This window comes from Anabaena subtropica FACHB-260 (assembly GCF_014697105.1).
Lineage (GTDB): Bacteria > Cyanobacteriota > Cyanobacteriia > Cyanobacteriales > Nostocaceae > Trichormus > Trichormus subtropicus.
In genome coordinates, this window is sequence record NZ_JACJRF010000024.1 from 59,379 (window position 1) to 82,820 (window position 23,442).

Annotated in this window: 33 protein-coding genes and 2 pseudogenes; 34 read left to right on the top strand and 1 reads right to left on the bottom strand. The window is 47.9% G+C overall.

Features of this window, described 5'->3' with window-relative positions:
• Positions 1–8 precede the first annotated feature (8 nt).
• Together H6G18_RS14770 and H6G18_RS25045 are read left to right on the top strand one after the other, a co-directional pair.
• Positions 9–638 (top strand): response regulator, encoded by a 630-nt coding sequence (locus H6G18_RS14770; RefSeq protein ID WP_190407859.1) that lies wholly within the window; start codon positions 9–11, stop codon positions 636–638.
• A gap of 48 nt (positions 639–686) precedes the next feature.
• On the top strand, positions 687–818 hold the full coding sequence (locus H6G18_RS25045) for a hypothetical protein (protein ID WP_277875596.1): 132 nt from the start codon (positions 687–689) through the stop codon (positions 816–818).
• 15 nt (positions 819–833) lie between these two features.
• Here the strand turns inward: H6G18_RS25045 and H6G18_RS14775 are convergent, their stop codons facing one another.
• Positions 834–1,754: an AraC family transcriptional regulator gene (locus H6G18_RS14775; protein WP_190407860.1), complete on the bottom strand. Its 921-nt coding sequence runs from the start codon at positions 1,752–1,754 to the stop codon at positions 834–836.
• Between the two features lie 155 nt (positions 1,755–1,909).
• Between H6G18_RS14775 and H6G18_RS14780 the strand changes: the two genes are divergently transcribed.
• From H6G18_RS14780 to H6G18_RS25340, 32 genes and pseudogenes are all read left to right on the top strand, one after another.
• Positions 1,910–2,644: an SDR family oxidoreductase gene (locus H6G18_RS14780; RefSeq protein WP_190407861.1), complete on the top strand. Its 735-nt coding sequence runs from the start codon at positions 1,910–1,912 to the stop codon at positions 2,642–2,644.
• Positions 2,645–2,878: 234 nt separating this feature from the next.
• The gene (locus H6G18_RS14785) at positions 2,879–3,436 is read left to right on the top strand and encodes a DsbA family protein (protein WP_190407862.1); all 558 of its coding nucleotides are present in this window, start codon (positions 2,879–2,881) and stop codon (positions 3,434–3,436) included.
• A gap of 313 nt (positions 3,437–3,749) precedes the next feature.
• Positions 3,750–3,932: a hypothetical protein gene (locus tag H6G18_RS14790; RefSeq protein WP_190407863.1), complete on the top strand. Its 183-nt coding sequence runs from the start codon at positions 3,750–3,752 to the stop codon at positions 3,930–3,932.
• 421 nt (positions 3,933–4,353) lie between these two features.
• Positions 4,354–4,935, top strand: a complete 582-nt coding sequence (locus H6G18_RS14795) for an ester cyclase (protein ID WP_190407864.1) — start codon at positions 4,354–4,356, stop codon at positions 4,933–4,935.
• A 127-nt stretch (positions 4,936–5,062) separates the two neighbouring features.
• On the top strand, positions 5,063–5,320 hold the full coding sequence (locus H6G18_RS25265; RefSeq protein ID WP_390825087.1) for a nuclear transport factor 2 family protein: 258 nt from the start codon (positions 5,063–5,065) through the stop codon (positions 5,318–5,320).
• A gap of 86 nt (positions 5,321–5,406) precedes the next feature.
• Positions 5,407–6,366: a zinc-dependent alcohol dehydrogenase family protein gene (locus H6G18_RS14805; RefSeq protein ID WP_242040323.1), complete on the top strand. Its 960-nt coding sequence runs from the start codon at positions 5,407–5,409 to the stop codon at positions 6,364–6,366.
• An 88-nt stretch (positions 6,367–6,454) separates the two neighbouring features.
• On the top strand, positions 6,455–7,294 hold the full coding sequence (locus H6G18_RS14810; RefSeq protein WP_190407866.1) for an SDR family oxidoreductase: 840 nt from the start codon (positions 6,455–6,457) through the stop codon (positions 7,292–7,294).
• A gap of 286 nt (positions 7,295–7,580) precedes the next feature.
• Positions 7,581–8,337: pseudogene (locus H6G18_RS24780) on the top strand (alpha/beta fold hydrolase).
• A 176-nt stretch (positions 8,338–8,513) separates the two neighbouring features.
• Positions 8,514–9,344, top strand: coding sequence for an alpha/beta fold hydrolase (locus H6G18_RS14820; protein ID WP_190407867.1), 831 nt, complete (start codon positions 8,514–8,516; stop codon positions 9,342–9,344).
• A gap of 21 nt (positions 9,345–9,365) precedes the next feature.
• Positions 9,366–9,802, top strand: a pseudogene (locus H6G18_RS14825) (SDR family NAD(P)-dependent oxidoreductase).
• Positions 9,803–9,875: 73 nt separating this feature from the next.
• The gene (locus tag H6G18_RS14830) at positions 9,876–10,634 is read left to right on the top strand and encodes a flavodoxin family protein (protein ID WP_096553034.1); all 759 of its coding nucleotides are present in this window, start codon (positions 9,876–9,878) and stop codon (positions 10,632–10,634) included.
• Between the two features lie 175 nt (positions 10,635–10,809).
• A complete protein-coding gene (locus tag H6G18_RS25050; RefSeq protein ID WP_190407868.1) occupies positions 10,810–11,703 on the top strand; it encodes a pirin family protein in 894 nt (297 codons plus the stop codon).
• Positions 11,696–12,109 carry a hypothetical protein gene (locus tag H6G18_RS14840; RefSeq protein ID WP_190407869.1) on the top strand — a complete coding sequence of 138 codons (414 nt, stop codon included), beginning with the start codon at positions 11,696–11,698 and terminating at the stop codon, positions 12,107–12,109. The genes H6G18_RS25050 and H6G18_RS14840 overlap by 8 nt, the downstream gene beginning before the upstream one ends.
• Positions 12,110–12,130: 21 nt before the next feature.
• A complete protein-coding gene (locus tag H6G18_RS24795; RefSeq protein ID WP_190407886.1) occupies positions 12,131–12,229 on the top strand; it encodes a rubredoxin in 99 nt (32 codons plus the stop codon).
• A 59-nt stretch (positions 12,230–12,288) separates the two neighbouring features.
• A complete protein-coding gene (locus H6G18_RS14850) occupies positions 12,289–12,954 on the top strand; it encodes a hydrolase (protein WP_190407870.1) in 666 nt (221 codons plus the stop codon).
• A gap of 133 nt (positions 12,955–13,087) precedes the next feature.
• Positions 13,088–13,213 (top strand): helix-turn-helix transcriptional regulator, encoded by a 126-nt coding sequence (locus H6G18_RS25055; protein WP_199311700.1) that lies wholly within the window; start codon positions 13,088–13,090, stop codon positions 13,211–13,213.
• Positions 13,214–13,353: 140 nt separating this feature from the next.
• The gene (locus H6G18_RS14860; RefSeq protein ID WP_190407871.1) at positions 13,354–13,746 is read left to right on the top strand and encodes a cupin domain-containing protein; all 393 of its coding nucleotides are present in this window, start codon (positions 13,354–13,356) and stop codon (positions 13,744–13,746) included.
• Positions 13,747–13,940: 194 nt separating this feature from the next.
• Positions 13,941–14,879: a DUF5996 family protein gene (locus H6G18_RS14865; RefSeq protein WP_190407872.1), complete on the top strand. Its 939-nt coding sequence runs from the start codon at positions 13,941–13,943 to the stop codon at positions 14,877–14,879.
• A gap of 66 nt (positions 14,880–14,945) precedes the next feature.
• A complete protein-coding gene (locus H6G18_RS14870; RefSeq protein ID WP_190407873.1) occupies positions 14,946–15,323 on the top strand; it encodes a nuclear transport factor 2 family protein in 378 nt (125 codons plus the stop codon).
• A 79-nt stretch (positions 15,324–15,402) separates the two neighbouring features.
• Complete coding sequence (locus H6G18_RS14875; RefSeq protein ID WP_190407874.1) at positions 15,403–15,609, top strand: hypothetical protein; 207 nt, start codon at positions 15,403–15,405, stop codon at positions 15,607–15,609.
• A gap of 138 nt (positions 15,610–15,747) precedes the next feature.
• On the top strand, positions 15,748–16,482 hold the full coding sequence (locus H6G18_RS14880; RefSeq protein ID WP_242040326.1) for a CPBP family intramembrane glutamic endopeptidase: 735 nt from the start codon (positions 15,748–15,750) through the stop codon (positions 16,480–16,482).
• A 70-nt stretch (positions 16,483–16,552) separates the two neighbouring features.
• Entirely contained in the window at positions 16,553–17,308 is a 756-nt protein-coding gene (locus tag H6G18_RS14885; RefSeq protein ID WP_190407876.1) for an SDR family oxidoreductase, read from the top strand.
• Positions 17,309–17,378: 70 nt separating this feature from the next.
• Complete coding sequence (locus tag H6G18_RS25060; protein WP_190407877.1) at positions 17,379–18,311, top strand: zinc-binding dehydrogenase; 933 nt, start codon at positions 17,379–17,381, stop codon at positions 18,309–18,311.
• A 69-nt stretch (positions 18,312–18,380) separates the two neighbouring features.
• Complete coding sequence (locus H6G18_RS14895) at positions 18,381–18,758, top strand: hypothetical protein (RefSeq protein ID WP_190407878.1); 378 nt, start codon at positions 18,381–18,383, stop codon at positions 18,756–18,758.
• Between the two features lie 78 nt (positions 18,759–18,836).
• Complete coding sequence (locus tag H6G18_RS14900; RefSeq protein ID WP_190407879.1) at positions 18,837–19,238, top strand: RidA family protein; 402 nt, start codon at positions 18,837–18,839, stop codon at positions 19,236–19,238.
• Positions 19,235–19,552, top strand: coding sequence for an SgcJ/EcaC family oxidoreductase (locus H6G18_RS25205; protein WP_313954436.1), 318 nt, complete (start codon positions 19,235–19,237; stop codon positions 19,550–19,552). Before H6G18_RS14900 ends, H6G18_RS25205 begins: the two co-directional genes overlap by 4 nt.
• Before the next feature lie 333 nt (positions 19,553–19,885).
• A complete protein-coding gene (locus tag H6G18_RS14910) occupies positions 19,886–20,401 on the top strand; it encodes a peptidoglycan-binding domain-containing protein (RefSeq protein WP_190407880.1) in 516 nt (171 codons plus the stop codon).
• Between the two features lie 17 nt (positions 20,402–20,418).
• Positions 20,419–20,712: a hypothetical protein gene (locus H6G18_RS14915; protein WP_190407881.1), complete on the top strand. Its 294-nt coding sequence runs from the start codon at positions 20,419–20,421 to the stop codon at positions 20,710–20,712.
• A 72-nt stretch (positions 20,713–20,784) separates the two neighbouring features.
• Positions 20,785–21,042 (top strand): alpha/beta hydrolase, encoded by a 258-nt coding sequence (locus H6G18_RS14920; protein ID WP_190407882.1) that lies wholly within the window; start codon positions 20,785–20,787, stop codon positions 21,040–21,042.
• 105 nt (positions 21,043–21,147) lie between these two features.
• The gene (ycaC, locus tag H6G18_RS14925) at positions 21,148–21,783 is read left to right on the top strand and encodes an isochorismate family cysteine hydrolase YcaC (RefSeq protein ID WP_190407883.1); all 636 of its coding nucleotides are present in this window, start codon (positions 21,148–21,150) and stop codon (positions 21,781–21,783) included.
• A 229-nt stretch (positions 21,784–22,012) separates the two neighbouring features.
• Positions 22,013–23,347 carry an iron uptake porin gene (locus H6G18_RS14930; protein ID WP_190407884.1) on the top strand — a complete coding sequence of 445 codons (1,335 nt, stop codon included), beginning with the start codon at positions 22,013–22,015 and terminating at the stop codon, positions 23,345–23,347.
• Between the two features lie 27 nt (positions 23,348–23,374).
• A partial coding sequence (locus H6G18_RS25340; RefSeq protein WP_449224089.1) for a transposase-like zinc-binding domain-containing protein occupies positions 23,375–23,442 on the top strand: 68 nt, incomplete at its 3' end.

Genomic DNA, 23,442 nt, shown 5'->3' on the forward strand with positions numbered 1-23,442 from the left:
GCATTACAATGAGCCAAGCTACGACCATTCGGGTTCTAATTGCGGACGATCACGCCATTTTTCGGCAAGGATTAGCCACGATTATTAACCGTGACCCAGAGATGCAAGTGATTGCACAAGCCGAAAATGGGGAACAAGCGATCGCCTTATTTCGGGAACACCAACCAGATGTCACACTCATGGATCTGCGAATGCCTGAAGTGGAGGGGGTTGCCGCCATCGGTGCAATTTGTGCGACGGCTAAATCTGCTCGGATTATTGTACTGACCACATATGATAGTGATGAAGATATTTATCGGGGATTGCAGGCAGGCGCAAAAGGATACCTGTTGAAAGAAACTGAACCGGACGAGCTTCTGAATGCGATTCGTACCGTTCATCGGGGTCAGAAATATATTCCGCCCGATGTAGGAGCAAAGTTGGTACAGCGCCTCAGCAATCCAGAACTGAGTGAAAGAGAACTAGAAGTACTCCGCTCACTGGCGCAGGGGATGAGTAATGCTGATATTGCGACTGCTTTAAGTATCGGTGAAGGCACGGTTAAATCTCATATTAATCGGATTTTGAATAAATTGGATGTGAGCGATCGTACTCAAGCTGTGATTGTTGCCGTTAAGCGCGGTATTGTCAGTTTATAGGGTGTACTTGCAATTGATTCCCAACAGCCTCAGAATTTCACTGATCTGATGAACCGCGAAGCGCAACGAGTCGCCAGTCCAGGGACTAAATTTGTTGCAGTTACTGCTCCCTTCGGGCCCAAATACATTGGCACTCGCACCACCCTTGCCATCGCTAGCCATGCTGTGGTCGATGGATAACTAGCCAATCTTCGCTCAAGCTGTCCGTAACCGTTCAATGTCTCGAATGGGCGGCGCACCGAACAGGCGCGAATATTCCCGGCTAAACTGTGACGGACTTTCATACCCCACCTGGTAGGCAGTAGAGGTCGCATCGAAATCCTCAGCGAGCATTAGACGACGCGCTTCTAACAGTCTTAACTGCTTCTGATACTGAAGCGGACTCATCGAAGTAACTTGCTTGAAATGCTGATGCAACGACGAAGTAGACATGCCGATCTGACTCGCTAAATCCTCGATCCGCATCGGCTGGGTAAAATTAGATTTAATTTGTTGAATCGCTGAGGCAATTCGCTGCATATTACTGCCGGATGTGGCGATTTGACGCACGGCTTCCCCTTGTTCACCCATCAGCAGATGGTAATAGAGTTCACGAATCATCAACGGTGCCAGCATGGAGATGTGTTGCGGAGTGTCCAAGAGCTTGATGAGGCGAAGGGTACACTCCATCAAGGCTGGATCGACGTTGCTAACCGATACACCTCGAACAGAGTTTTCTTTCTTTGCCGAACTGGTACCCATTTGGGCAACCATCTCACACAATTGCATCAAGTCTAAGTTCAGCTTCAGCCCTAAATACGGCTTGTCAGGTGTCGCCTCAGTTACAAAGCCACTCAGCGGTAAATCAACGGAAACGACGAGATACTTCATTGCACCATACTGATACATCTCCTCACCCAGAAATGCTTTTTTCTGACCTTGAACGACGATCGCCAGAATTGGTTCGTACACGCTATGAGGTGCATTAGATACTGTATCTGAGCGTGTAAAGTCTAATTGCTCAATCGCCGTGGGTTGAATTATGTTGCCGCTAGATTGGGTATGCCGCATGATCCGTGTGGCAATTTCCTGGCGGTGATCCGCGATTACGTCAGGATGAGAGACTACGACTGTCATAGCAGAGACTCGACTAACTCAATACCTCGCACTTGACCATTATAGAATCTCTGCAAATGATCGCTCTGGAGAATCAGGCAATCATCGGATAGGTTCAGGCATTTCAAGAACAGCTTTTCAAACCTATGCTGAACACAATAGAGAGGAAAACAACGATGTTAAACATTGAGAACAAAGTCATTGCGATCACTGGAGCCAGTAGCGGGATTGGCGAAGCCACAGCTAAGTTACTCGCTCGAAACGGTGCAAAGGTGCTTTTGGGCGCACGGCGCACCGAAAAGCTCGAAAAAATTGTTGAGGAGATCCACACCTCAGGTGGTACAGCAGAATTCAAAGCCGTAGATGTCACCGATCGAGAAGATGTGAAAGCGTTCATTGGGTTTGCGAAAGACAAGTTCGATCGCGTCGATGTCATCTTTAACAACGCAGGCGTGATGCCTCTATCCCCGATGAATGCTTTGAAGGTCGAGGAATGGGACAACATGATTAACGTGAATATCAACGGGGTGTTAAATGGCATTGCAGCAGCTTTGCCGATTATGGAAGCGCAAGGTAACGGACAAATCATCAATACTGCGTCGATTGGTGCCCATGTGGTAGTACCCACTAGTGCAGTTTACAGCGCTACCAAGTACGCAGTTTGGGCAATCTCCGAAGGACTGCGGCAGGAGTCGAAAATGATTCGCGTCACCGTCATCTCTCCCGGTGTGGTTGAAACCGAACTCGGCTCTGATATCACGGACGAGCCAACAAAAGGCTTCTTGAAAGACCTTCGCAAAGATGTACTCAACCCAGATACGATCGCCAGCGCTGTCCTGTATGCCGTATCCCAGCCGGATGATGTCGATGTCAACGAAGTGATTGTTCGACCGATCCGTCAGATGATGTAGGCAACAGTTCTTGATCACGTCAGACGGATAGGATTGACCATACAATTAAGCGTTAAATCTAACTTGAGTTAGAGCCTACCTTCTATCTTAAGAAGGAGCGGCTGCTCCATCAAATTACAGCCTAAAAATGTTAACTCACTGTAGACGACAACTAAAACCCAATTGCTTATATTGAATTCATGTGGATTGAGCAAGTGAATCGCAAGGTTCCATGCTTGATACAGATGTAGAAAGATGATCGACGACCATAGTTCCAGTTCTTTAGTTGTGCCAGCTTCAACCCAAGATCACAGTCAAGGTGTGCTAAGTGCCGCCGTGGTATTAGTGATGTATGGGGATTATCAATGTCCTAGAAGTGCAGCCGTTTACAAGCTGATTAAAATCATTCGGCAAGAGCTTACGGTTTCTTTTGGAGAGGATTATTTATGTTTTATCTTCCGCCATTTTCCACAGATCCAGATTCATCCCCAGGCACAACGGGCAGCCCAAGCAGCCGCTGCCGCCGCCGCCCAAGGACAGTTTTGGTTAATGAGCGATACTTTATTTGACCATCAACAAAGGTTGGAGAACGGTTATCTTGTCGAGTATGCCAATGATTTAGGGCTTGACATTCCTCAATTTCTCAAAGAGTTGTCTAAACAAGTGTATGTCGATCGCATCAATGAAGATATCGAAGGCGGAATACAGAGTGGAGTGACGACTACCCCAGCTCTGTTTATCAATGGAATTCGGTATACCGGGCGCTGGAACACGACGGAGTTGATGGCTGCCATGATTGCTGCAAGTCATTAAGTTCCCCGATCTTTGCTCTCAATTCATATCTGACTTGCCTGTAAGTGCTGTAAGCCATCTAATTTTGATGGCTAGATTTTGCCTGTTTCACTGAACAAAATTGCCGCTTTTTGAACCATGCCAACAACTGAATTCCTGCGTATTGATTTAGTGAATTACGCCTGATGTGAATTAGCAACGCCTCTTATCCCACAAGAGTTTCAAGACTCACTCAAAATCACAGTTTTGTGAATACGTACAGAATTACAAGGGTTTCAAGACTCATTCACATTAAACGTGAATTACAAATCGGTATTTCATTGAGGATAGTTCTATGACGCATTCACTAGTACAAGGCAAGAATAATTCTGGGCATGAAGGTACACCTCAGACTGGTTCTCTTCACGACTCCTCAGTTAATCATGCCCTGATTGCGATCGCGCAAGAAGTCACTGAGTTGCTAAGACAAGTTTACCCGATACAAACTGACGAAATTGAAACAGGAGAAACAGAATGATACTGCAAGATAAAGTGGCGTTAGTCACTGGTGAAACTTCAGGAATTGGTCGTACAACCGCGTTAGCGTACCCCTACGGGGAAGCAAGCTACGCGTAGCGTTCCGTAAAGCCTGCGGCATAGCTACGCTTAGGGCGCAGCCTCTCGTAGAGAAGGAAAGCTTAACGTTCGCGTAGCGTCTCGCAGAGAAGTTATCGCATTTGGTGCTGCTGGAGCAAAGGTAGTATTCTCAGGCAGACGCGATGCAGAAGGTGAAAAAACTGCCAAACTGATTCGCGAAACAGGCGCTGAATAGCTTATACGTCCATTGAAACAAGTTCACTAACACCACAAGAATCTGACAAATCATTTTAAGCATCTGAAAGCAGTCAAGCATTGGAACTCAAGACACTTTAGATAGATAGAACCAAGAGTATTTAATCATGGTCAACGAGCAAACTGTAGACGGACAAGCAAATTTACAAGCAACTGCCAATTTGACACCAGCCCAGGAGTCTTTGCAAGCACTTTGGGAAGAGCATTTACAGTACGAGTTTGGCACTCACAGTACTGAAGATGCCCTCGCTACGATGGTTGAAGATGCTTACGTTAACCACATCCCGGTAATGACTGGGGGAGTCGGGAAACCAGCACTACGCAAGTTTTATTCCAAATACTTGATTCCACAGATGCCGCCGGACATGGAGTTGACCTCAATCTCGCGCACGATAGGGACAGATCAACTCGTGGATGAAATGGTGGCTAAGTTCACTCATACTGTTTGGATGGAATGGATATTACCCGGCGTTGCTCCCACCGGAAAACGGGTGGAAGTGCCAGTAGTAGCGATCGTCCAGTTCCGTGACGGCAAACTAGCCCACGAACACATTTACTGGGATCAGGCAAGTGTATTGGTTCAAGTCGGCTTGCTCGATCCGGGTACACTTCCCGTCGTGGGCGTTGACAGTGCGCGTAAGGCGATCGATCCCAACTTACCTTCAAACACACTAATCGAGCGCGACTAAGTGTAGGAGCCAGCAAACATCAATACCCAAACCCGCCATTTTGCAACCAGCCAGGATCGTTCAGTGTCAGCCCGCAGAAGCCATTGAGAAATATGTCGGCGATGTGTACATCCAGCACAATCCGGCGGTGTTCGACGGGAAGCAGGCTTTCATCGAATATTTCGAGAGGATAGCGAAAGAATATCCGGGCAAGTGCGTCCAGTTTAAGCGCGTCTTCGCTGAAGGCGATTATGTAGTCTTGCATTGCTACCAACAATGGCCGGACGACAACGACTGGGCAGGCATCGACATCTTCCGCCTGGATGATAAAGGCAAGATAGTCGAGCATTGGGACGTGCTACAGACTATCCCGGAAGCGTCGGCTAACGATAACACGATGTTCTAAACAGTTGAGTGCTGGTCGTGTGAAGGCCGGATTGTACAACGGCACTGTTTATTCTAAATCAAGGAGAGTTGGCACAGATGGAATCTATGAAAGCAGCCGTACTAACTGCGTTTGGTGATGCTGAGAAGTTTGAGATTCAAACGGTTCCCACACCAACACTGAAGGCGAATCAGGTGTTAGTGAGAGTATGTGCAACCTCGATTAACCCGGTCGATTACCAAACTCGTCGTGGTGATTACAAGGAACTGGTTCGATTACCCGCCATTCTTGGAGTCGATGTTTCAGGGGTGATTGAGGCAATTGGCGAAACTGTGACTGATTTCAAGGTGGGAGACAACGTGTATTACTCGCCGCAAATTTTTGGAGAATTCGGTAGCTACGCTCAGTATCATGTGGCTGATGCAGCGATTGTTGCATTGAAACCTGCAAATCTATCGCACATTGAAGCAGCTTCTTTTCCGCTTGCAGGCGGGACTGCTTGGGATTGTCTAGTGACTAGGGGCAATCTACAAGTTGGTGAAACAGTTCTCATCCATGCGGGTGCGGGTGGAGTGGGTTCGATCTCAGTTCAACTCGCCAAAGCGATAGGGGCATACGTTTTTGCGACGTGTAGTTCTAGAAACCGAGATTTCGTGACAGAACTGGGCGCAGATCGGGTGATTGATTACAAAAATGAAGATTACGTAGAAGTCATTCGTCAAGAAACAAATGGACTGGGTGTGGATTTAGTTCTAGATACGATCGGCAAAGAAACAATTCAGCGTAGTCTAGAAATCATCCGTCCCTTTGGCAGGCTTACAAGCATTGTAGACATTGCAATACCGCAATCGCTTCTTGAAGCATGGGGTAAGAATCTGACGATTCATTTTGTTTTTTCACCCCAGTACCGAGCAAAATTAGAGGCTTTGACAAAACTCATCGAGCGTCATCAGCTTCGCCCAGTGATTGATTCAGTATTTTCTTGGGATCAGGTCGTTCTGGCACATCAGCGTCTAGAGCAGGGAGGAACACGGGGCAAAATTGTGCTGAAGTTTGCAGAAAATTAGACCAGCTTTACAGCGTTGGTAATTGCTAAACGGATCGGATTTTGATTGGGTGCTGAAGGTCAATATTGATTAGAACAAGAGAACCAGAATGATACTGCAAGATAAAGTGGCTTTAGTTGCTGGTGGCACATCGGGAATTGGCAGAGCAACTGCGTTAGCGTACCCCTACGGGGAAGCAAGCTACGCGCAGCGTTCCGTTGGCGCAGCCTCTCGTAGAGAAGGAAAGCTTAACGAAGTTATCGCTTATGCCAAACAACAGGCAAAGGTGGTGGTGGTTGGTCGTCGAATTGACGAAGGTGAAGAGACGGTGAGATTGATTCAGGATGCTGGCGGAGAGGCTATTTTTGTGCAAGCAGATGTCACGAAAGAAGCCGATGTTAAAGCAATAGTTGATAAAGCGGTTGACGTTTTTGGTCGGTTAGATATTGCTTTTAATAATGCAGGAGTGTCCAGCGAAAATCCCTCATTGATTGAGCAGACAGAATCGGAATATGATCGCATTATGAACGTCAATGTCAAAGGCGTTTGGTGGTCGATGAAATATGAAATCGCTCAGATGTTGAAACAGGGAAGTGGTGCAATCGTCAATATGGCATCTGCGACTGGAGTAGTTGCATATCCTAGCGCACCCCTCTACACCGCGAGTAAACATGCAGTAGTAGGCTTAACAAAAGCTGCTGCGCTCCAATATGCCAAAGCGGGTATTCACATCAATGTCGTTGCACCAGCGGTAATCGAAACAGATATGTTTGAAGCAGCTACAGGTGGGCAGGATGAAACCAAAGCTTACATGACAGGACTTCACCCGATCGGACGAATTGGAACACCGCTTGAAGTTGCAAATGCAGTCCTATTTTTATCATCTAACATGGCATCGTTCACAACAGGTACAACATTGATGGTAGATGGTGGGTATGTAGCGCAGTAGTCAATCGACAGTGCGATACGACAAAACTTGCAGGCAACGTTGCACTGGTAATGGACGGTTCTCGTCGCGGTTTATGAGTGGCGATCGCAGGGTATGCGAAAGGTGGACTGGATTCCAAATTTGAGCGTCGAAGTTCAGTCGGAAGAAAATCAAAAAAGAGAATTGTACGATGAAAATACGCTACGGGTTTCGACAGGTCGGTGATGTCGAAGTGTTTTACCGCGAGGCGGGGGCAAGCGACGCGCCAGTGATACTGCTGTTGCACGGCTTTCCGACCGCTAGCCACATGTTCCGCAACCTGATCCCTCTCCTTGCCGATCGCTTTCGGCTCGTTGCGCCAGATCTGCCTGGTTTCGGACAGACCAAGGCACCGCCACGCGGGACGTTTGACTACACGTTCGACCGCCTTGCCGACGTAATCGCTCGATCAATACGTACTTTACATCTTCGACTACGGTGCGCCAGTAGGTCTGCGTCTGGCGATGCGCCATCCTGAACGGATATCTGCGATCGTCTCGCAGAACGGCAATGCCTACCTTGAAGGTTTCAGCGACGAATGGGGGGCGTGGGAGACCTATTGGCGCGAACCGAGCGCAGCGAACCGGGAAGCCTGCCGACCCTCGCTCACGCCGGACACAATCCGGAACTGGCAGTATGGTACCGGAGCCGATCCAACCCTTTTGTCACCCGACGGCTACGAACTCGACATCGCCTACATGGGGCGAGAAGGCGCGGAGGAGATCCAGCTCGATCTGATCCTCGATTACCGCAGCAACGTCGCGCTCTATCCAGCCTTCCAGTCCTACTTTCGTGAGCACCGTCCGCCGTTTCTCGCCGTCTGGGGTCGTCATGATCCGGCATTTCTGCCCGCTGGTGCTGCTGCTTATCAACGCGATCTCCCGGATGCAGAGATTCATCTGCTCGATGCCGGACATTTCGCGCTGGAGACCCATGCGGAAGAGGTGGCAGCGTTGATCCGCACGTTCCTCGACAACGCGATCGGTTCCACGCTGCGTCTTGAAGGTGATTGCACAAGAATCTGAAAGAAACCGAGCATTAGGAGTCATTACACCCAAATTATGAAAATAGCAGGGTGGATGCTTGCCCAATCTTGAAGTCTGCTTCACGCAGCATTGTTAAGACGGTGCTTGATCGCTGCATAACAATTGTGATGCAACAGACAAAAACACATCATCAATTTACAACGGAGAAGCCTCTCATGCCTTACATTACCGTTGGTCAAGAAAACTCTGCAACCATCGATCTCTACTACGAAGATCTGGGAACAGGACAACCGATTGTTCTGATTCATGGATTTCCATTGAACGGACATTCCTGGGAGAAGCAGGTTTTAGTTTTACTGAATGCAGGATATCGAGTAATTACCTACGATCGCCGAGGATTTGGCAACTCCAGTCAGCCCTCATCTGGCTATGACTACGATACCTTCGCCGCCGATTTGAATACACTCATGACCAAGCTTGACTTGCAAAATACCGTGCTGGTAGGTTTCTCAATGGGAACAGGTGAAGTCACGCGCTATCTTGGCAAATACGGCTCAGAGCGGGTGCAGAAAGCCGTGCTGATGGCTCCCGTTCCACCGTTTCTGTTAAAGACAGACGACAATCCAGAGGGTGTTGATCAAAGCGTTTTCGATGGCATTATGAAAGCGATTGTTGAAGACCGTCCAGCCTACTTTTCTACATTCTTCCAGGGCTTCTTCAATGTGGACGTGTTGCTGGGAAACCGCATCAGCAACGAAGCGATTCAAGCCAGTTGGAATGTGGCAGCAGGGGCTTCTGCTAAAGGGACTTTGGATTGCGTCCCTTCCTGGCTCACCGATTTCCGCGATGATCTACCCCGCATTGATGTACCGACTCTAATTATTCATGGCGATGCCGATCGCATTCTGCCGCTGGAGTCCACCGCAGCAAGACTGCCAAAGCTGATTAAAAACAGTAAACTGGTTGTCATTCCCGGCGGGCCGCACGCCATCAACTGGACTCACGCCGATCAGATCAATCCCCTGTTGCTGGACTTTCTTGAGTAGAAATAATCAGTAACTCGGCGCATGTCTGAACGTCTCGCCCGCGATAGGGCAGCTGTTGCCCTTACCTACAGCAGTTCGCCCCAAAAAACAGATCAGGCGGTGAAAGGTATTGAAGCGGCAGGTGGAAAAGCTTTGGCAATTCGGGCTGACAGTGCCGATGTAGAAGCGGTAAAACACGCCGTTGCCAAAACCGTCAACACCCTCGGTGGTCTCAACATTCTCGTCAACAATGCGGGAGTCGCCATCGTCGCACCGATTGACCAGTTCTCGCTAGAAGAATTTGACCAACTTTTGCAATTAATGTCAGGGGCGTTTTTGTCGCCCCTCAAGAGGCCATTTGTCACATGGGTGAGGGCGGACGGATCATCATGATGGGCAGCGCCAGCAGTGATTTCACCCCCGTTGCCGGACTCTCGGTCTATGCATTGACTAAAGGGGCGATCGCCAGATTCGAGTGAATGCGGTCAGCCCTGGTGTCGGTAAATCACCTGCATAAGTCAGAATATTGTTTTTTGTATAGGAGTCGAAGCCATGTCACAACAGCTCAAAACAATCACGGATCGTCAGTGCCAAAATGCCCCTGCACAATATAGTGATTTAAAAGCTCTTTTTTTAAATTGCACACTCAATAAAACGCCAGTGTTATCCCATACACAGGGAGTTATCAATATTGCCAAAGCTATTTTCGAGGCTAATGGGGTAACCACTCAAGTCATTCGACCGGTAGATTATGAGATAGCGGCGGGGCTAGGGTTAGATATGTCACAAACCGATGAGTGGCAGACAGATGAATGGCCCCAAATCCAGAAAGAAATTGATGCAACTGACATCTTAGTGCTGTGTACTTCAGTATGGCTGGGTGAAAAAAGTTCTGTTTGTAGTCGAGTTTTAGAGCGAATGTATGGATATACTCATCTTTTGAATGAGAAAGGTCAGTACAGAGATTATGGGAAGGTTGGGGCAACCCTCATTACCGGGAATGAAGATGGTGTGAAACATTGTGCGATGAATATTTTGTTTTCCCTATCGCACATTGGCTATACGATCCCTCCCCAAGCGGATGCAGGCTGGCTAGGCGAAGTAGGCCCTGGGCCTTCCTATTTAGATCCAGGGTCTGGAGGGCCGGAGAACGAATTTACCAATCGCAATACCACCTTTTTAGCTTGGAACTGTATGCATATCGCCAGACTACTCAAAGATAATGGAGGAATTCCTCCTCACGGGAACCAACCTGACGTTTGGGATGCAGGTTGTAAGACAGACTTCAAAAATCCTGAGCATAAACGCTAGCAGGGATAGTTTTCTAAGGCACAAAATTTTTCAACATACCCTATAAAGATCTCGATCTAACCTTTATTGGTTAGTAACCTGCCGGATTCCTGTCCTGTGAAAAAACGCTGAGATTCATCAGTTGAATCAGGTTCAAATGATACACATATTTATCTAGTTCTGAGGAGGCAATTCTATGACTGTCCCCACTCAAACACCTCGAACCGTTGCCGGAGTAATTAACAGCGTTGAAACACTCGAAGGGGCTGGATTTCTTGTACGTCGGCCTTTTCCCAAAAGTAGCTTCTCTGAATTTGACCCGTTTCTCCTCCTCGACGAGTTGGGGCCGATTAATGTAAAGCCGGGTCAAGCAAAAGGTGCACCCGATCATCCGCACCGGGGCTTTGAAACCGTCAGCTATGTCTTGGCTGGACGGTTAGAACACAAAGATTCTGCCGGGCACGCTGGGCTACTAAATCCGGGTGATGTCCAGTGGATGACAGCAGGTGCCGGGGTCGTGCATTCCGAGATGCCAGAGTCAAGGTTTACCCAAACGGGCGGACGGCTCCACGGCATTCAACTCTGGGTCAATCTGCCCCAACGAGACAAAATGATGCCGCCCCGCTATCAGGAAATTCCAGCGGCTCAGATTCCGGTCGCTCAAACCGAAGATGGGTCTGTGACGGTGCGGGTGATTGCTGGAGAAGCGTTAGGGGCAAAAGCCGTAATTCAGACGCGCACGCCGATAACTTACCTCCACTTCACACTGCAACCAGGGGCAACGATAATCCAGCCTGTACCCAAAGAGTACAACGCCTTTGTCTATATCCTGGAGGGGTCTGGGTTGTTCGGGACAGAGCCAGCGCCTGGTGATGATGGGCAGATGGTACTCTTTTCTCAAGATGGAGAAGATGTGGCGATCGCCAACCCTGCTGATGCTCAGCGTCCTCTAGATCTTCTGCTGATTGCAGGTGTACCCCTTAACGAACCAGTCGTGCGCTACGGGCCATTTGTCATGAACACTGAAGCTGAAATTACCCAGGCGATCGACGACTACCAGGCAGGAAGGATGGGACGGATTCATGCTTAACCCATCTCAATATCAAATGAGTCAACATCAACGCTTGAGTCAGTTACGAATCAAACTACTACATCTGCACAAGCTTTTACTAGAGACTGAGCGTCTTACCTATGAGCAAGTTCGAGGGCACGTTTCTGGAGGTGAATTGCTACAACTGGCGATCGGTCATGAGCAGTTTGCCTGGTTGCATCGACTCTCAGAATTGATTATCCAAAGCGATGAGTTGTTTCCTGCCGATGAATCTGTTACACCAGAGGCAATTGAAGCGATTGACAGTGACATTCGGACACTGCTCAGTCCCGATGAATCGGGCGATGAGTTTGCCATGAAATATAACACGGCGCTTCAACGCCACCCCGATGCCGTGTTAGCTCATGCAGATGTAATGATGTTGCTGCCCTCTGACAGTATTTAACCCGCTTAACCACAGTCTGGAATTGCTTCGGGAACAGCTTTTGAGGATCTGCCGGAAAATTGGTTATGTCCAGTCTGTGGCGCGAAGAATGTGAAAAAACTGTGTGATTCACCCCGTTGAGTCAGACTCACACGCTAGGGCGTGTCTAAAAAGTAAACATTGAATGGAGACTTATAGCGATGTCTAAAAATCCAAAAATCGGCTTAGAAGGACTGCTTCGTCCAGAAGATAGTATCCTGGTACTGATTGACCACCAGCCTTATCAGTTCACCAACTTGAACAGCCATGAACCCACGATGATCATTAACAATGTGATTGGTCTTGCTAAATCGGCAAAAGTGTTCAATGTGCCAACAATCCTGACCACAGTCATTGAAGAGAGAGGGGGTTATATCATTAAGGGATTACAGGATGTTTTTCCCGATCAAAAACCGATCAACCGCACTTTCATCAATACTTGGGAAGATCCAAACGTTACAGATGTAGTGAAGAAAAGTGGCCGCAAACAACTTATACTTGCTGCACTTTACACCGAGATATGTCTCGCAATGCCAGCAATCCAGGCGCTGGGTGAGGGTTATGAAGTATTCATCGTTACCGATGCTTCGGGGGGTGTTACTGCGGAAGCTCATGACATGGCTGTTCGCCGGATGGTTCAGGCTGGTGCAGTTCCAATCAACTGGATGGCTGTACTTGCTGAATGGCAACGTGATTGGGCGCGCACAGAAACATCTGCGGGTGTATCAGAGATTTTTCTTGAGCATGGCGGTGCGAGTGCGGTGGCCCTTGCATGGGAACTTCAACTCCTTGCAACAACCCCTCCAGCGACATCAGGTGGACATTAATACTTGAGGTTTTCTCTACGGAAGCAACAAGTAAAATAGGAGACAGCATTTTGAAAAAGATAAAATACTGTCTCCGTCTCAAGCGTTAGTGATTCATCTGTTGCGCCACTATTCTGAGGTCGTACAAATTATCATGCCTGAGAATAAAAGCTTAACTTACAGCCAATTGCAGCAGGCGATCAATTACATTCATGCTCATCTGAATCGTGATTTATCCTTAGCCGAACTGGCAAGTGTAGTTAACATCAGCCCGACTTAGTGTGCAAGTTTGTTTAAGCGAACGATGGGGATTTCGCCCCATCAGTACGTAATTCAACAGCGCGTGGAACAGGCAAATTTCTCCTCCAAAATTTACAGATTTTGAACTTGCTCCGATTGTGTAATTGCAAGCCTAAACTTATGCTGATCCAAAAACTAAACGACTGTGAAGAAATTATCGCTGGAGATGGAACTGTTCTGCGCGAACTGCTTCATCCTGACAAACAAGACATCAACTTGCGTTACAGTTTGGCGTATGCGATCTTGCCTGTTGGCGAAACTTCGATTCCCCATTCTCTAAAGACTTCTGAGGTTTATTACATCATTAGCGGTGTTGGAGAAATGTCGATCGACAGTGAAGTTTGTCGCGTTGAACCAGGTGATGCGGTTTACATTCCTCCAAATGCCATCCAGTTCCTTCACAACTACGGCAACGAACCCATTGTTTTCGTTTGTTTAGTTGATCCAGCTTGGCGCAAAGAAGACGAAACGATTTATACCCCTGAAATTGAGGCAACCGGATCTGTTTTCTAATCCTATCGGTATAGTAGAAAAGATTATTGTCGCAGGGCGCGACTAGCCGCGAAAGTCGATCGCAGGCATCTGAACAAATCATCGTCCCGTGAATTTTGCAGATGAACAGGGAAAAGACTATTGATAGCGATTCTAATTTCATCTAGATTTCCTTCTCATTTCTTCAATATTTTCTCCTCCTGTGGGTGATTTTCATGGCTGTTTCTAATCAAAGTACTCCCATTGACATCGTTTGGCCCAGTTTGCCCTTAGCAGCTTGGCAAGATACCTATGCAACTCTCCATCTATGGACGCAAGTCATCGGTAAAATTCGGTTGGCACTGGCACCTAAACTCAATCACTGGTGGCAATCTACTCTTTATGTCACACCGCGTGGACTAACAACCGCTTCAATCCCTTGCGGAACTCGTAACTTTCAAATTAGCTTTGATTTTCTCGACCATCAACTACAAATCGACACTAGCAACGGCATTACTAAAAGAATTGCACTGGCTCCTCGCTCTGTGGCAGATTTTTACCAAATGGTGCTAACTACATTGAGCGACATCGGCATCGAAGTCCAAATCTGGACAATGCCGCAAGAAGTGTCAGAACCAATCCCGTTCGATCAGGACTATCAACACGCAGCTTATGATCCGGAGTATGCACAACGGTTCTGGCGAATTCTCGTGCAAGTCGATCGGGTCATGACCTTATTCCGTTCCCAGTTTATTGGTAAATCCAGCCCTGTACATTTTTTTTGGGGCAGCTTTGATCTTGCTGTGACTCGTTTCTCTGGTCGTCGTGCGCCAGAACACCCAGGGGGAGTTCCGAATATGGCAGATTGGGTCACACGAGAAGCCTATTCACACGAAGTCAGTAGCTGTGGTTTTTGGCCAGGGGGTGGGTCAGTGGTGGAGCCTGTTTTTTACGCTTATGCTTACCCTACGCCGGAAGGGTTTCGAGATTACCCGATCCAACCCACAGAAGCTTTTTACAGCTCACAGATGCAAGAGTTTATCCTACCCTATGAAGCTGTGAGACATACTGACGATCCAGATGCAATGCTCCTTGCTTTTTTCCAAAGCACCTATGAAGCAGCAGCCAATTTAGGACATTGGGATCGAGTTGCGCTGGAGCATACTCAAAGTTGAGTGTTGGAACTTACTAAACTCCAAGTTGGCTAAAACAAAGACAACTTGAATAGAGGAGAAATTCAAATGTCAGACAAAAATAAAGCAATTTTAGAAGCGGCAAACGCGGCGATTGCCCAAGGCAACAATGAAGGATTCTTGTCGTTCTGCGCCGACGACATGGAATGGACATTTGTAGGTGACAAGACCCTTAAAGGAAAAGAAGCCGTTCGCCAATGGATGGCAATGACATACATAGAGCCGCCAAAGTTTAGGGTCGCTAACTTAATCGCTGAGGGTGATTTCGTCACGGCACTCGGCGACATCACCATGAAGGACGAAGACGGGAAGGCGGCTGATTACTCGTACTGCGACATCTGGCGCTTTCATGGCGGCAAGATTGTCGAATTAAGAGCTTTTGTCCTCAAAACCGAGGTCAAGGATGAAACCAGCAGCGCGGCGTAAATCATCTGCAAAAGTCAGGATGTATTCTCATGAAAAACGCAACTTATGTGGAGGCTGCTCGGCGAGGTAGTCACCGCTGGTGGCGGTATCTTCTGGGGCTGGTAATCATCCTCTTTGCGTGGCTGGTTGTCGGCACCGTTGCCAGCTTACTCGTGGCGATCGCCATCGGCGGACAGGAGGGGTTTGCAGCGTTCAGGCAAGCGGATTACTCCACCTACGGGGCGCTATCAGTGCTGGTTGCAATACCTGTGTTTCTGGCGATCGCCTACGGAGTATTCAAGCGTAAAGCCCTAACCCGTTTTCCAGAGCTACCGCAAGACCGTAGGTGATCTCGGCTGATAGGACGGATCATCTGGAGATTAAATCAATGGCAGTTTTGAAACAATTTGGGATTTTATTTGTATTGGGCATTGCAGGAATTGCGATGGTTACGATTACGTCGGCTCCATTAGTTGAGCAACAGTTGGCGAAACTGTCTCCAGAAACACTGGAAAAAGTGCCTCCACTGCGGATTTTAATTCTTCTGCAAGGACTACAGCTTACAGTTCTACTGGCAATCAGCATTCTGATCGGAATTGGTTGTGCCTATCGTGTTGGATTAAGCTCCCATTTGATTGATCATTGGGTGTTTCACATCGCTAAGTCTCCATCTTTTGTCGTTGAGATGAAGTGGAGCTTGGGTGTAGGTGCAGCGACGGCGATCGTTCTCTTGTTGCTCGATCAGTTGATGCAACCTGTCCTACCTGAAGCGCTACGGGCAGCCAATAATACAGAGCCAAGTGGGTTGAATTTGCTTACAGCAATGTTCTATGGCGGCATCACTGAGGAAATTCTGATGCGCTGGGGTTTAATGTCGCTGCTTGTTTGGATTGCGTGGAAAGGTCTAAAACAAGGCGTTACATTGCCAAGTCAAGGGATTTACCAGGGTGCGATCGTTCTAGCCGCGTTGGTATTTGGACTACTACACTTGCCAGCGACTGCCGCGATCGTTCCCCTCACTCCAGTTGTGATTGTCCGAGCGATATTACTCAATGGGATTGCTGGCATTGCTTTTGGTTGGCTCTTTTGGCAATACTCGCTTGAGGCTGCGATGTTATCCCATGTCAGCGTTCATGCCTTTTCCTTTGCTCTTAGTCTAATACTTGCAAGATTTGTCTAAGCTTTTTTCTAAAGCGATTTCATGATTATTTCAAGAGAGAACAACCGGACTTGATTTTAGGAGAAATAGAATGATACTGCACGATAAAGTGGCGTTAGTTACGGGAGGCGCATCGGGAATTGGTCGAGCAACAGCGATCGCCTTCGGTGCTGCTGGAGCCAAAGTGGTCTTCTCGGACATCCGCAGTGTAGAAGGTGAAGAAACTGCTGATTTGATTCGCGAGACTGGGGCGGAATGCTTGTTCGTGAAATCAGATGTATCAAGTGAGGCGGATGTCCGGGAATTGGTGCACAAAGCGATCGCGACTTACGGCAGACTCGATTGTGCCTTTAATAATGCTGGCATTGATCTTGCTGTTAAACCACTGCACGAACAATCGATCGAGGATTTTGACGAGATCATGTCGATCAATGCGCGAGGAGTATTTCTGTGCATGAAATATGAAATTCAACAGATGCTCACCCAGGGCGCAGGCGCGATCGTGAATAATTCGTCCACCAATGGTCTTGTTGGGCTGCCGGGAATCTCTCCCTACGTTGCCAGCAAACACGCGGTGATGGGGCTGACACGCACTGCCGCACTTGACTATGCCAAACAGGGCATTCGGATTAATGCTGTTAATCCCGGTCCCATTGCGACTGATCTAATGGCTCGTAGCGCTGACCAGATAGGCATCACGTTCGATGATCTTGGAGCTATGGTTCCGATCGGTCGGATCGGTCAGGCAACAGAAATTGCTCAAGCGGTGGTGTTTCTCTGCTCCGACGCTGCCAGCTACATCACTGGGCAACCCTTAGCGATCGATGGTGGATATACAGTGAGTTGATTGAAACAGTTCTATCTAGAACATGAAACCATAGCCCTCTACACCCAAGGATATTGCGATGCGTAGACTCGTGAGTTCACCAGATGCCGTTGGCAACCTCACCTTTCAAGACACTGAAGTTCCTACTCCGAAGGCTAACGAGTGCTTGATTCGCGTCAAGGCATTTTCGATGAATCGGGGCGAACTGAAGCGATCGCAAAATGATCCACTGGGCACTCCAATTGGCTGGGATGTCGTTGGCGTTGTTGAACAAACGGCACAGGACGGTAGTGGTCCACCCATAGGGACAAAAATTGTCGCCCTCTCCATCCGCTCGGAGGGCTGGGCAGAATATGTAGCAATTTCGACTCGCTTTCTGGCTATTATTCCCCAGAGCATATCACATACCGATGCCGCCACACTGCCCGTCGCAGGGTTAACAGCACTGTATGCAGTGGAAAAGGGATCTCGTTTCCTAGGAAGTCGGGTGCTGATCACAGGGGCAACAGGGGGAGTGGGACTCTTCGCCATGCAGCTTGCTCGGATGATGGGAGCCAGCGTCGTTGCCCAAATTCGTCAGCCAGCGCAAGAAGCATTTGTGCGAGATTACGGTGCGGATGAAGTGGTGGTGACCGAGACTGGGCAAGAAGCCGAGCAGTTCGCGCCTTATCGACTGATTGTCGATGGAGTAGGAGGTGAATTGATCGGGAAGCTAACTGCGTTTTTGGCTCAAGGAGGCACCTGCGTTTGTTATGGCAGTAGCAGCGGCAACGAGATGAAGCTGTCCCTGGCAGACTTCTATTCCGAGAATGGAGGACAGCGAACGCTTTACGGGTTCACGCTGTACACCGAAGTAGAGCTGGAAAGTGCTAGTTCTGGGCTGGCTCGTCTGCTGAGGTTAGTTGAGCAGGGGCGGCTCAAAACGCATATTGATCGAGCAGTTTCGTGGCGTGAAGCAGACGTAACGTCGGCTGATTTGATCGGGCGCAGATTTTCAGGTAAGGCTGTGCTGTATGTGGACTAATTGTTGTTCATCGGCTGAGTCATGTCAGCCACCTATGAATAGATTACCTCTGAGCTTTATTTGCAAAGAATGAAACGATTTACCTTGTTTACTTTCCTGTATCTGGCGCTGGGAGTTTGTCTGAGTGCGATCGCGCTTGGATACCCAAACCTGCCTTCGGGTCTTCAAACAAGCTTGTTCATTAGTGCAGGAGCGTCGTACATCGCTTGTATTCTCAGTACCTTTCCATTTTGGCGTGAGACAGCGATCCGCTTCTATCGCAGGCGGAATTCAGAGGTAATTCTACCCTGGTTGGTGATTGGATTCAATATTGTTTGGATGCTCTGGGAAGTTCAGAGTCAGAACTGGGTAATGGAAGCCATTTTACAAGCGTTTTCGCGGCTAATAGTTGTCTTACTGTTTGCAGAAATCATTGTGATTACATGGCAAGTGAATTCTGAACATTAGGGTCTGAATCGGATGATGCCGAAACAAACTTGTTTCAGCAACGCGAGATAGAGTCAAACGTACTACATGAGGAACACCATGAATAAGCCCAAGTTTTTTGTTACCCCTGGTTATGGGGAATATATGTTAAATCAATTGCATTACTCGCAAGCGGTAAAAATTGACAATCGAGTGGAGATATCAGGGCAAGGTGGCTGGGATGACAATCTGCAAATTCCCGAATCGCTTGCAGACGAGATTGCTCAGGCGTTCCGGAACGTCGAGCGAACCTTGGCGACGGCTGGTGCGGGTTGGGAGCATGTGGTTCACGTTAATTCTTACCATGTTGGCGGGTTCCCCCCGGAGGTTAACGAAGTGATGTCCAAGCTATTTCGTCATTATATGCCCAACCACGCTCCAATCTGGACACAGGTAGGAGTCGCGGCGCTTGGACTACCCACGATGCGGATTGAAATTCGCGTGACTGCAATTGTTCCGTGAGTTTTGCAAGCGTTAATAACACAATTTATGCTGCTCGAAAACTGGTCTATCACTTAAAAGGAGAACTCAAGAGTGTGAATTCACAAACAGCTCAAACCACCACTAATACTGACGAGTCGGCAATCCGTGCTTTCCTTTACCAGATGATTGATGCTTGGAATCGAGGTAGCGGGGAAGGCTTTGCTGCCCCGTTCAGCAAAACTGCCGATTTCCTCACGTTCGAGGGCACACATCTCAAGGGTCGAAAAGAAATCGCTGCATTTCATCAGCAAGCATTCGACACAGTTATCAAAGGAACAATGCCTGGAGGGTGAGGTGAATTTTGTCCGCTTCGTGAACTCGCAACTCGCGCTCATGCACGTAGTTATCAGGGTAATACTGCCCGGACAAACTGAAACTTCACCGTCACGAGATTCGCAGCCGCTATACGTCGTAACGAAATGCGACGAAGGTTGGCAGATCGAAGGGTTGCTCAATACCCGGAAGTTAACGCTAGAACGTCAATTCTTCTTAGACGACTTTGACTCCCTGAGTGCAGAGGCTCAACGTCAAGTGACCAACCTTGTTGCAGGTCTCAAAGCGAGTGGAGTAATCACTCCGACGCAAATTGATGCGAAATAAAACCAATCTCCATCAGGAGGACAATCATGAAACCTCAACTCATTTTCGGAGTACTAACGATCGCAACAGGATTGCTCGGAGGTTCATTCACTCATCCCGCGATAGCGTTCGCGGAGCGTGTGCTTTGCACTCAGCGCTGCTGCGTTCGCCCTTGGCGTCTCCCCTTGGGAGAAGCGCAGATCGCACACAGCATTCCTCCACAACAAACCTCCCCCATTCTGATCGCCACTGCCTACACTGATTTAACCTTACCTACCTTACGCCAAGGCGATCGCGGCAAAAACGTGCAATTGTTACAGCGCATCCTTCAAGACAATGGCTTTTTAGGAGCCGCAGGTGTGAGGTTAGGCAATCCAAGAGGGGCGATCGTCGATGGCAGCTTTGGTGCGGTCACAGCGTCTGCGGTACGCGATCTCCAGAGACAATACAGAGTCCCAGTTACAGGGCGAGTCAATCCAACCACCTGGGAAGTCCTGGATATGCACGAAAACCCCTATCGATCCCCGCTTCCCTGGAAACAACAGAACATTACACAACCATAAGCCACAGAAGATTTCTAATGAACCGAAAGATTCTTTTAACCAAAATCACAACTACAACCACAATCGCAATCACAATTCTGTTTGGCGTACTCCTACTGTTCAATTTTCCATCCCTGGCTCAAGTCAGTTCACAAGTAATTCCCAGAATCGAAGTGATCGAGAGTTCTGAAGGGATTCCACCCAGCTACCGTTTAGTCATTAGCCGATCTCAGGACAATGTTTATGTCTTCTGTCCGACTGGCTTCGAGCCACAGTTGGACTATCTGCGAAATGTGAAGGCGATTCAATGTAAGCCGTTTACCAGTCCCTAGAAGTAAACCAGTGAGGGGCAACAGCATAACAACTCACACCACTTTGTTGCTTTGAACAGAGGAGAGATTCAGATGTCAGAGAACAATAAAGCAATTTTAGAAGCGGCAAACGCGGCGATCGCCAACATTCGCGGCGGCTCCGAATATGGCAAGGCATGGCACGAAGGCGGCATCAGTCTCGCCAAGACGCTCGGCGCGAGCCTGCTGACCGTCGAGGGCGAACAGCACGGTGTAGCCCTCACCGCCGGCAATGCGTGTGTCAACGACATCGTCGCTGACTACCTCATCGGTCTTAAAATCCCCGCAGACGGCGTTCGCTGCGTCCTTTAGGCGCGTTGGGACACTGAGTCCATCTCGCAACAGCTTACGCCATAAGCTATTTAGAGCATTCTGCAATTCCTCATTCCCAATAACTCAAATTAGGATCAATAACTCATGTCTACATTCAAGTACAACCGATTAGACAAAAATAATGCTGCGGTGCTGCTGGTCGATCACCAAACTGGACTGTTCTCACTTGTGCGTGATATTAGTGCAGCCGACTTCAAAAATAATGTGTTAGCACTGGCAAGTGCAGCCAAGTTTTTTAACCTGCCTACAGTTTTGACAACTAGCTTTGAGGATGGCCCCAATGGTGTCATCATCCCTGAACTGAAAGAGAAGTTTCCCGATGCTCCCTTTATTCCCCGCCCCGGACAGATCAACGCTTGGGACAACGAGGACTTTGTGAAAGCAGTAGAAGCCACAGGCAAAAAGCAATTAATCATTGCCGGGATTGTCACCGATGTATGTGTTACTTTTTGTGCGCTTTCGGCATTGGAGGCAGGTTATGACGTTTTTGTTGTCACCGATGCCTCTGGAACCTTTGATGAAGCCTGTCGCTATGCAGCTTGGGATCGAATGTCTCGTGCTGGAGTTCAATTGGTTAATTGGTTTAGCGTTGTGGGTGAATTGCACCGTGACTGGCGTAACGATATTGAAGGGCTAGGTAGTCTTTTAGCAGGGTTTATTCCTGACTACAAAAACCTGATGACCAGCTATGCAGCAAACTCCAGTGCTGGATCTCACTAGTGGTCTGTCCCATTAATTTTGCGGAATAAAAATGTTCGTAGTAAGGACTTTAGTCCTTCATTTTTAAGCACTAAAGTTCTTACTACAAACCTACCAAAACTTTTCATACTACTAGTAATTTCATCTCATACCAAACCCTCTTGATCGTATTCGTTAATCTCCGTTCTGTTTCAGGACGTGCTGCCGAAAATTGCCGAGCAATCTGGTGTTTCTAGGGTGATTGTTCTCAATGAAACTTTTTTCTCAATTAACTCTCTCGTCATCTCTGATCTTTGGAGTATGCCTCACTCAGCAATGCCTTTCTAGGTCTGCTACTGCCGAAGATACGTTGCCCGATCAAGTCACATCTGTGAATCAGCTTACTGATGTGCAGCCTACAGATTGGGCATTTCAAGCATTACAAGCATTAGTCGATCGCTACGACTGCATTGTTGGTTATCCCGATCAAACATTTCAAGGCAATCGCTCAATCACTCGCTATGAATTTGCTGTCGGGTTGAATGCTTGTCTCGCTCGGCTCAATCAGCTACTAGAAAGTACGACAGCAGATGTGATTAAGAGAGAAGATTTACAAACTTTGCAAAGACTTCAAAAGGAATTTGCAGCAGAACTCTCAATATTGCGTGGATGGGTAGATTCCTTAGCAACACGCACAGATCAATTCGAGTCTCAGCAATTCTCGACGACGACAAAATTTACTGGAGAAGTAGTTTTTGCGGTGAGTGGTGCATTTGGCGATGATAAAGCTTTACCAGCAGGAGAAACACCTGGCTCCAGGGGTAAGGTCGGTGATAATATCATTTTTAGCGATCGCGTGCGGTTGATCTTTAACACCAGTTTTACGGGGCAAGATTTACTGAGAATTCGATTTCAGGCTGGCAATATTCCCAACTTTAGGCAAGCCACAGGCACAAATATGGCTCGCCTCAGTTTTGATAGTGATACAGGTAATCAGTTAATTCTCAATCAACTCTATTATCAATTTTCCATCGGGTCTGCTGTTAAGGTGAGTGCGATCGCTCAAGGTACGTTATTTGATGTGGTCGATACCATTAACCCTTTATTGGGAAGTGATGGCAGAGGTTCTATTTCTGCATTTGGGATTCGCAGCCCTATCTATCGTGAAGAAACAGGTGGGACAGGCATTGGTATCAGTTATAACTTCAACTCAGCCATCAATTTGGCACTGGTTTATCTTGCTAGTGAAGCCAACAACCCGACTGCGGGATCTGGATTATTTGATGGTTCCTACTCTGCCCTAGCACAACTGACATTAAAACCTACGAAATCCTTAAGTTTTGGCTTAACCTATGCTCGTTCTTTGAATGCAATCAATATCGGTACAAGTAGTACCATTACCAATGACCCCTTCAATGGAGCCAGTAAAAACATTGTTGGGAATAGCTATAGTCTTGCAGCTTCCTGGCTCGTCAACCCTGCCTTCAGATTAGGGGGCTGGGTAGGATATCTCCAAGCATCGGCACAAGATATTCCCAATGATCCCAGCGCTGAGATTTTTTACTATGCTGTTAATTTTGGATTCCCAGATTTGGGCGTTGCATAATGAGAATATGAATTAGGGTGAATCTTCATGGAATGTCCGCGTTGTAATTCCCATCATATCCGGAAGAATGGCAAGCAAAGAGGTAAACAAAACTA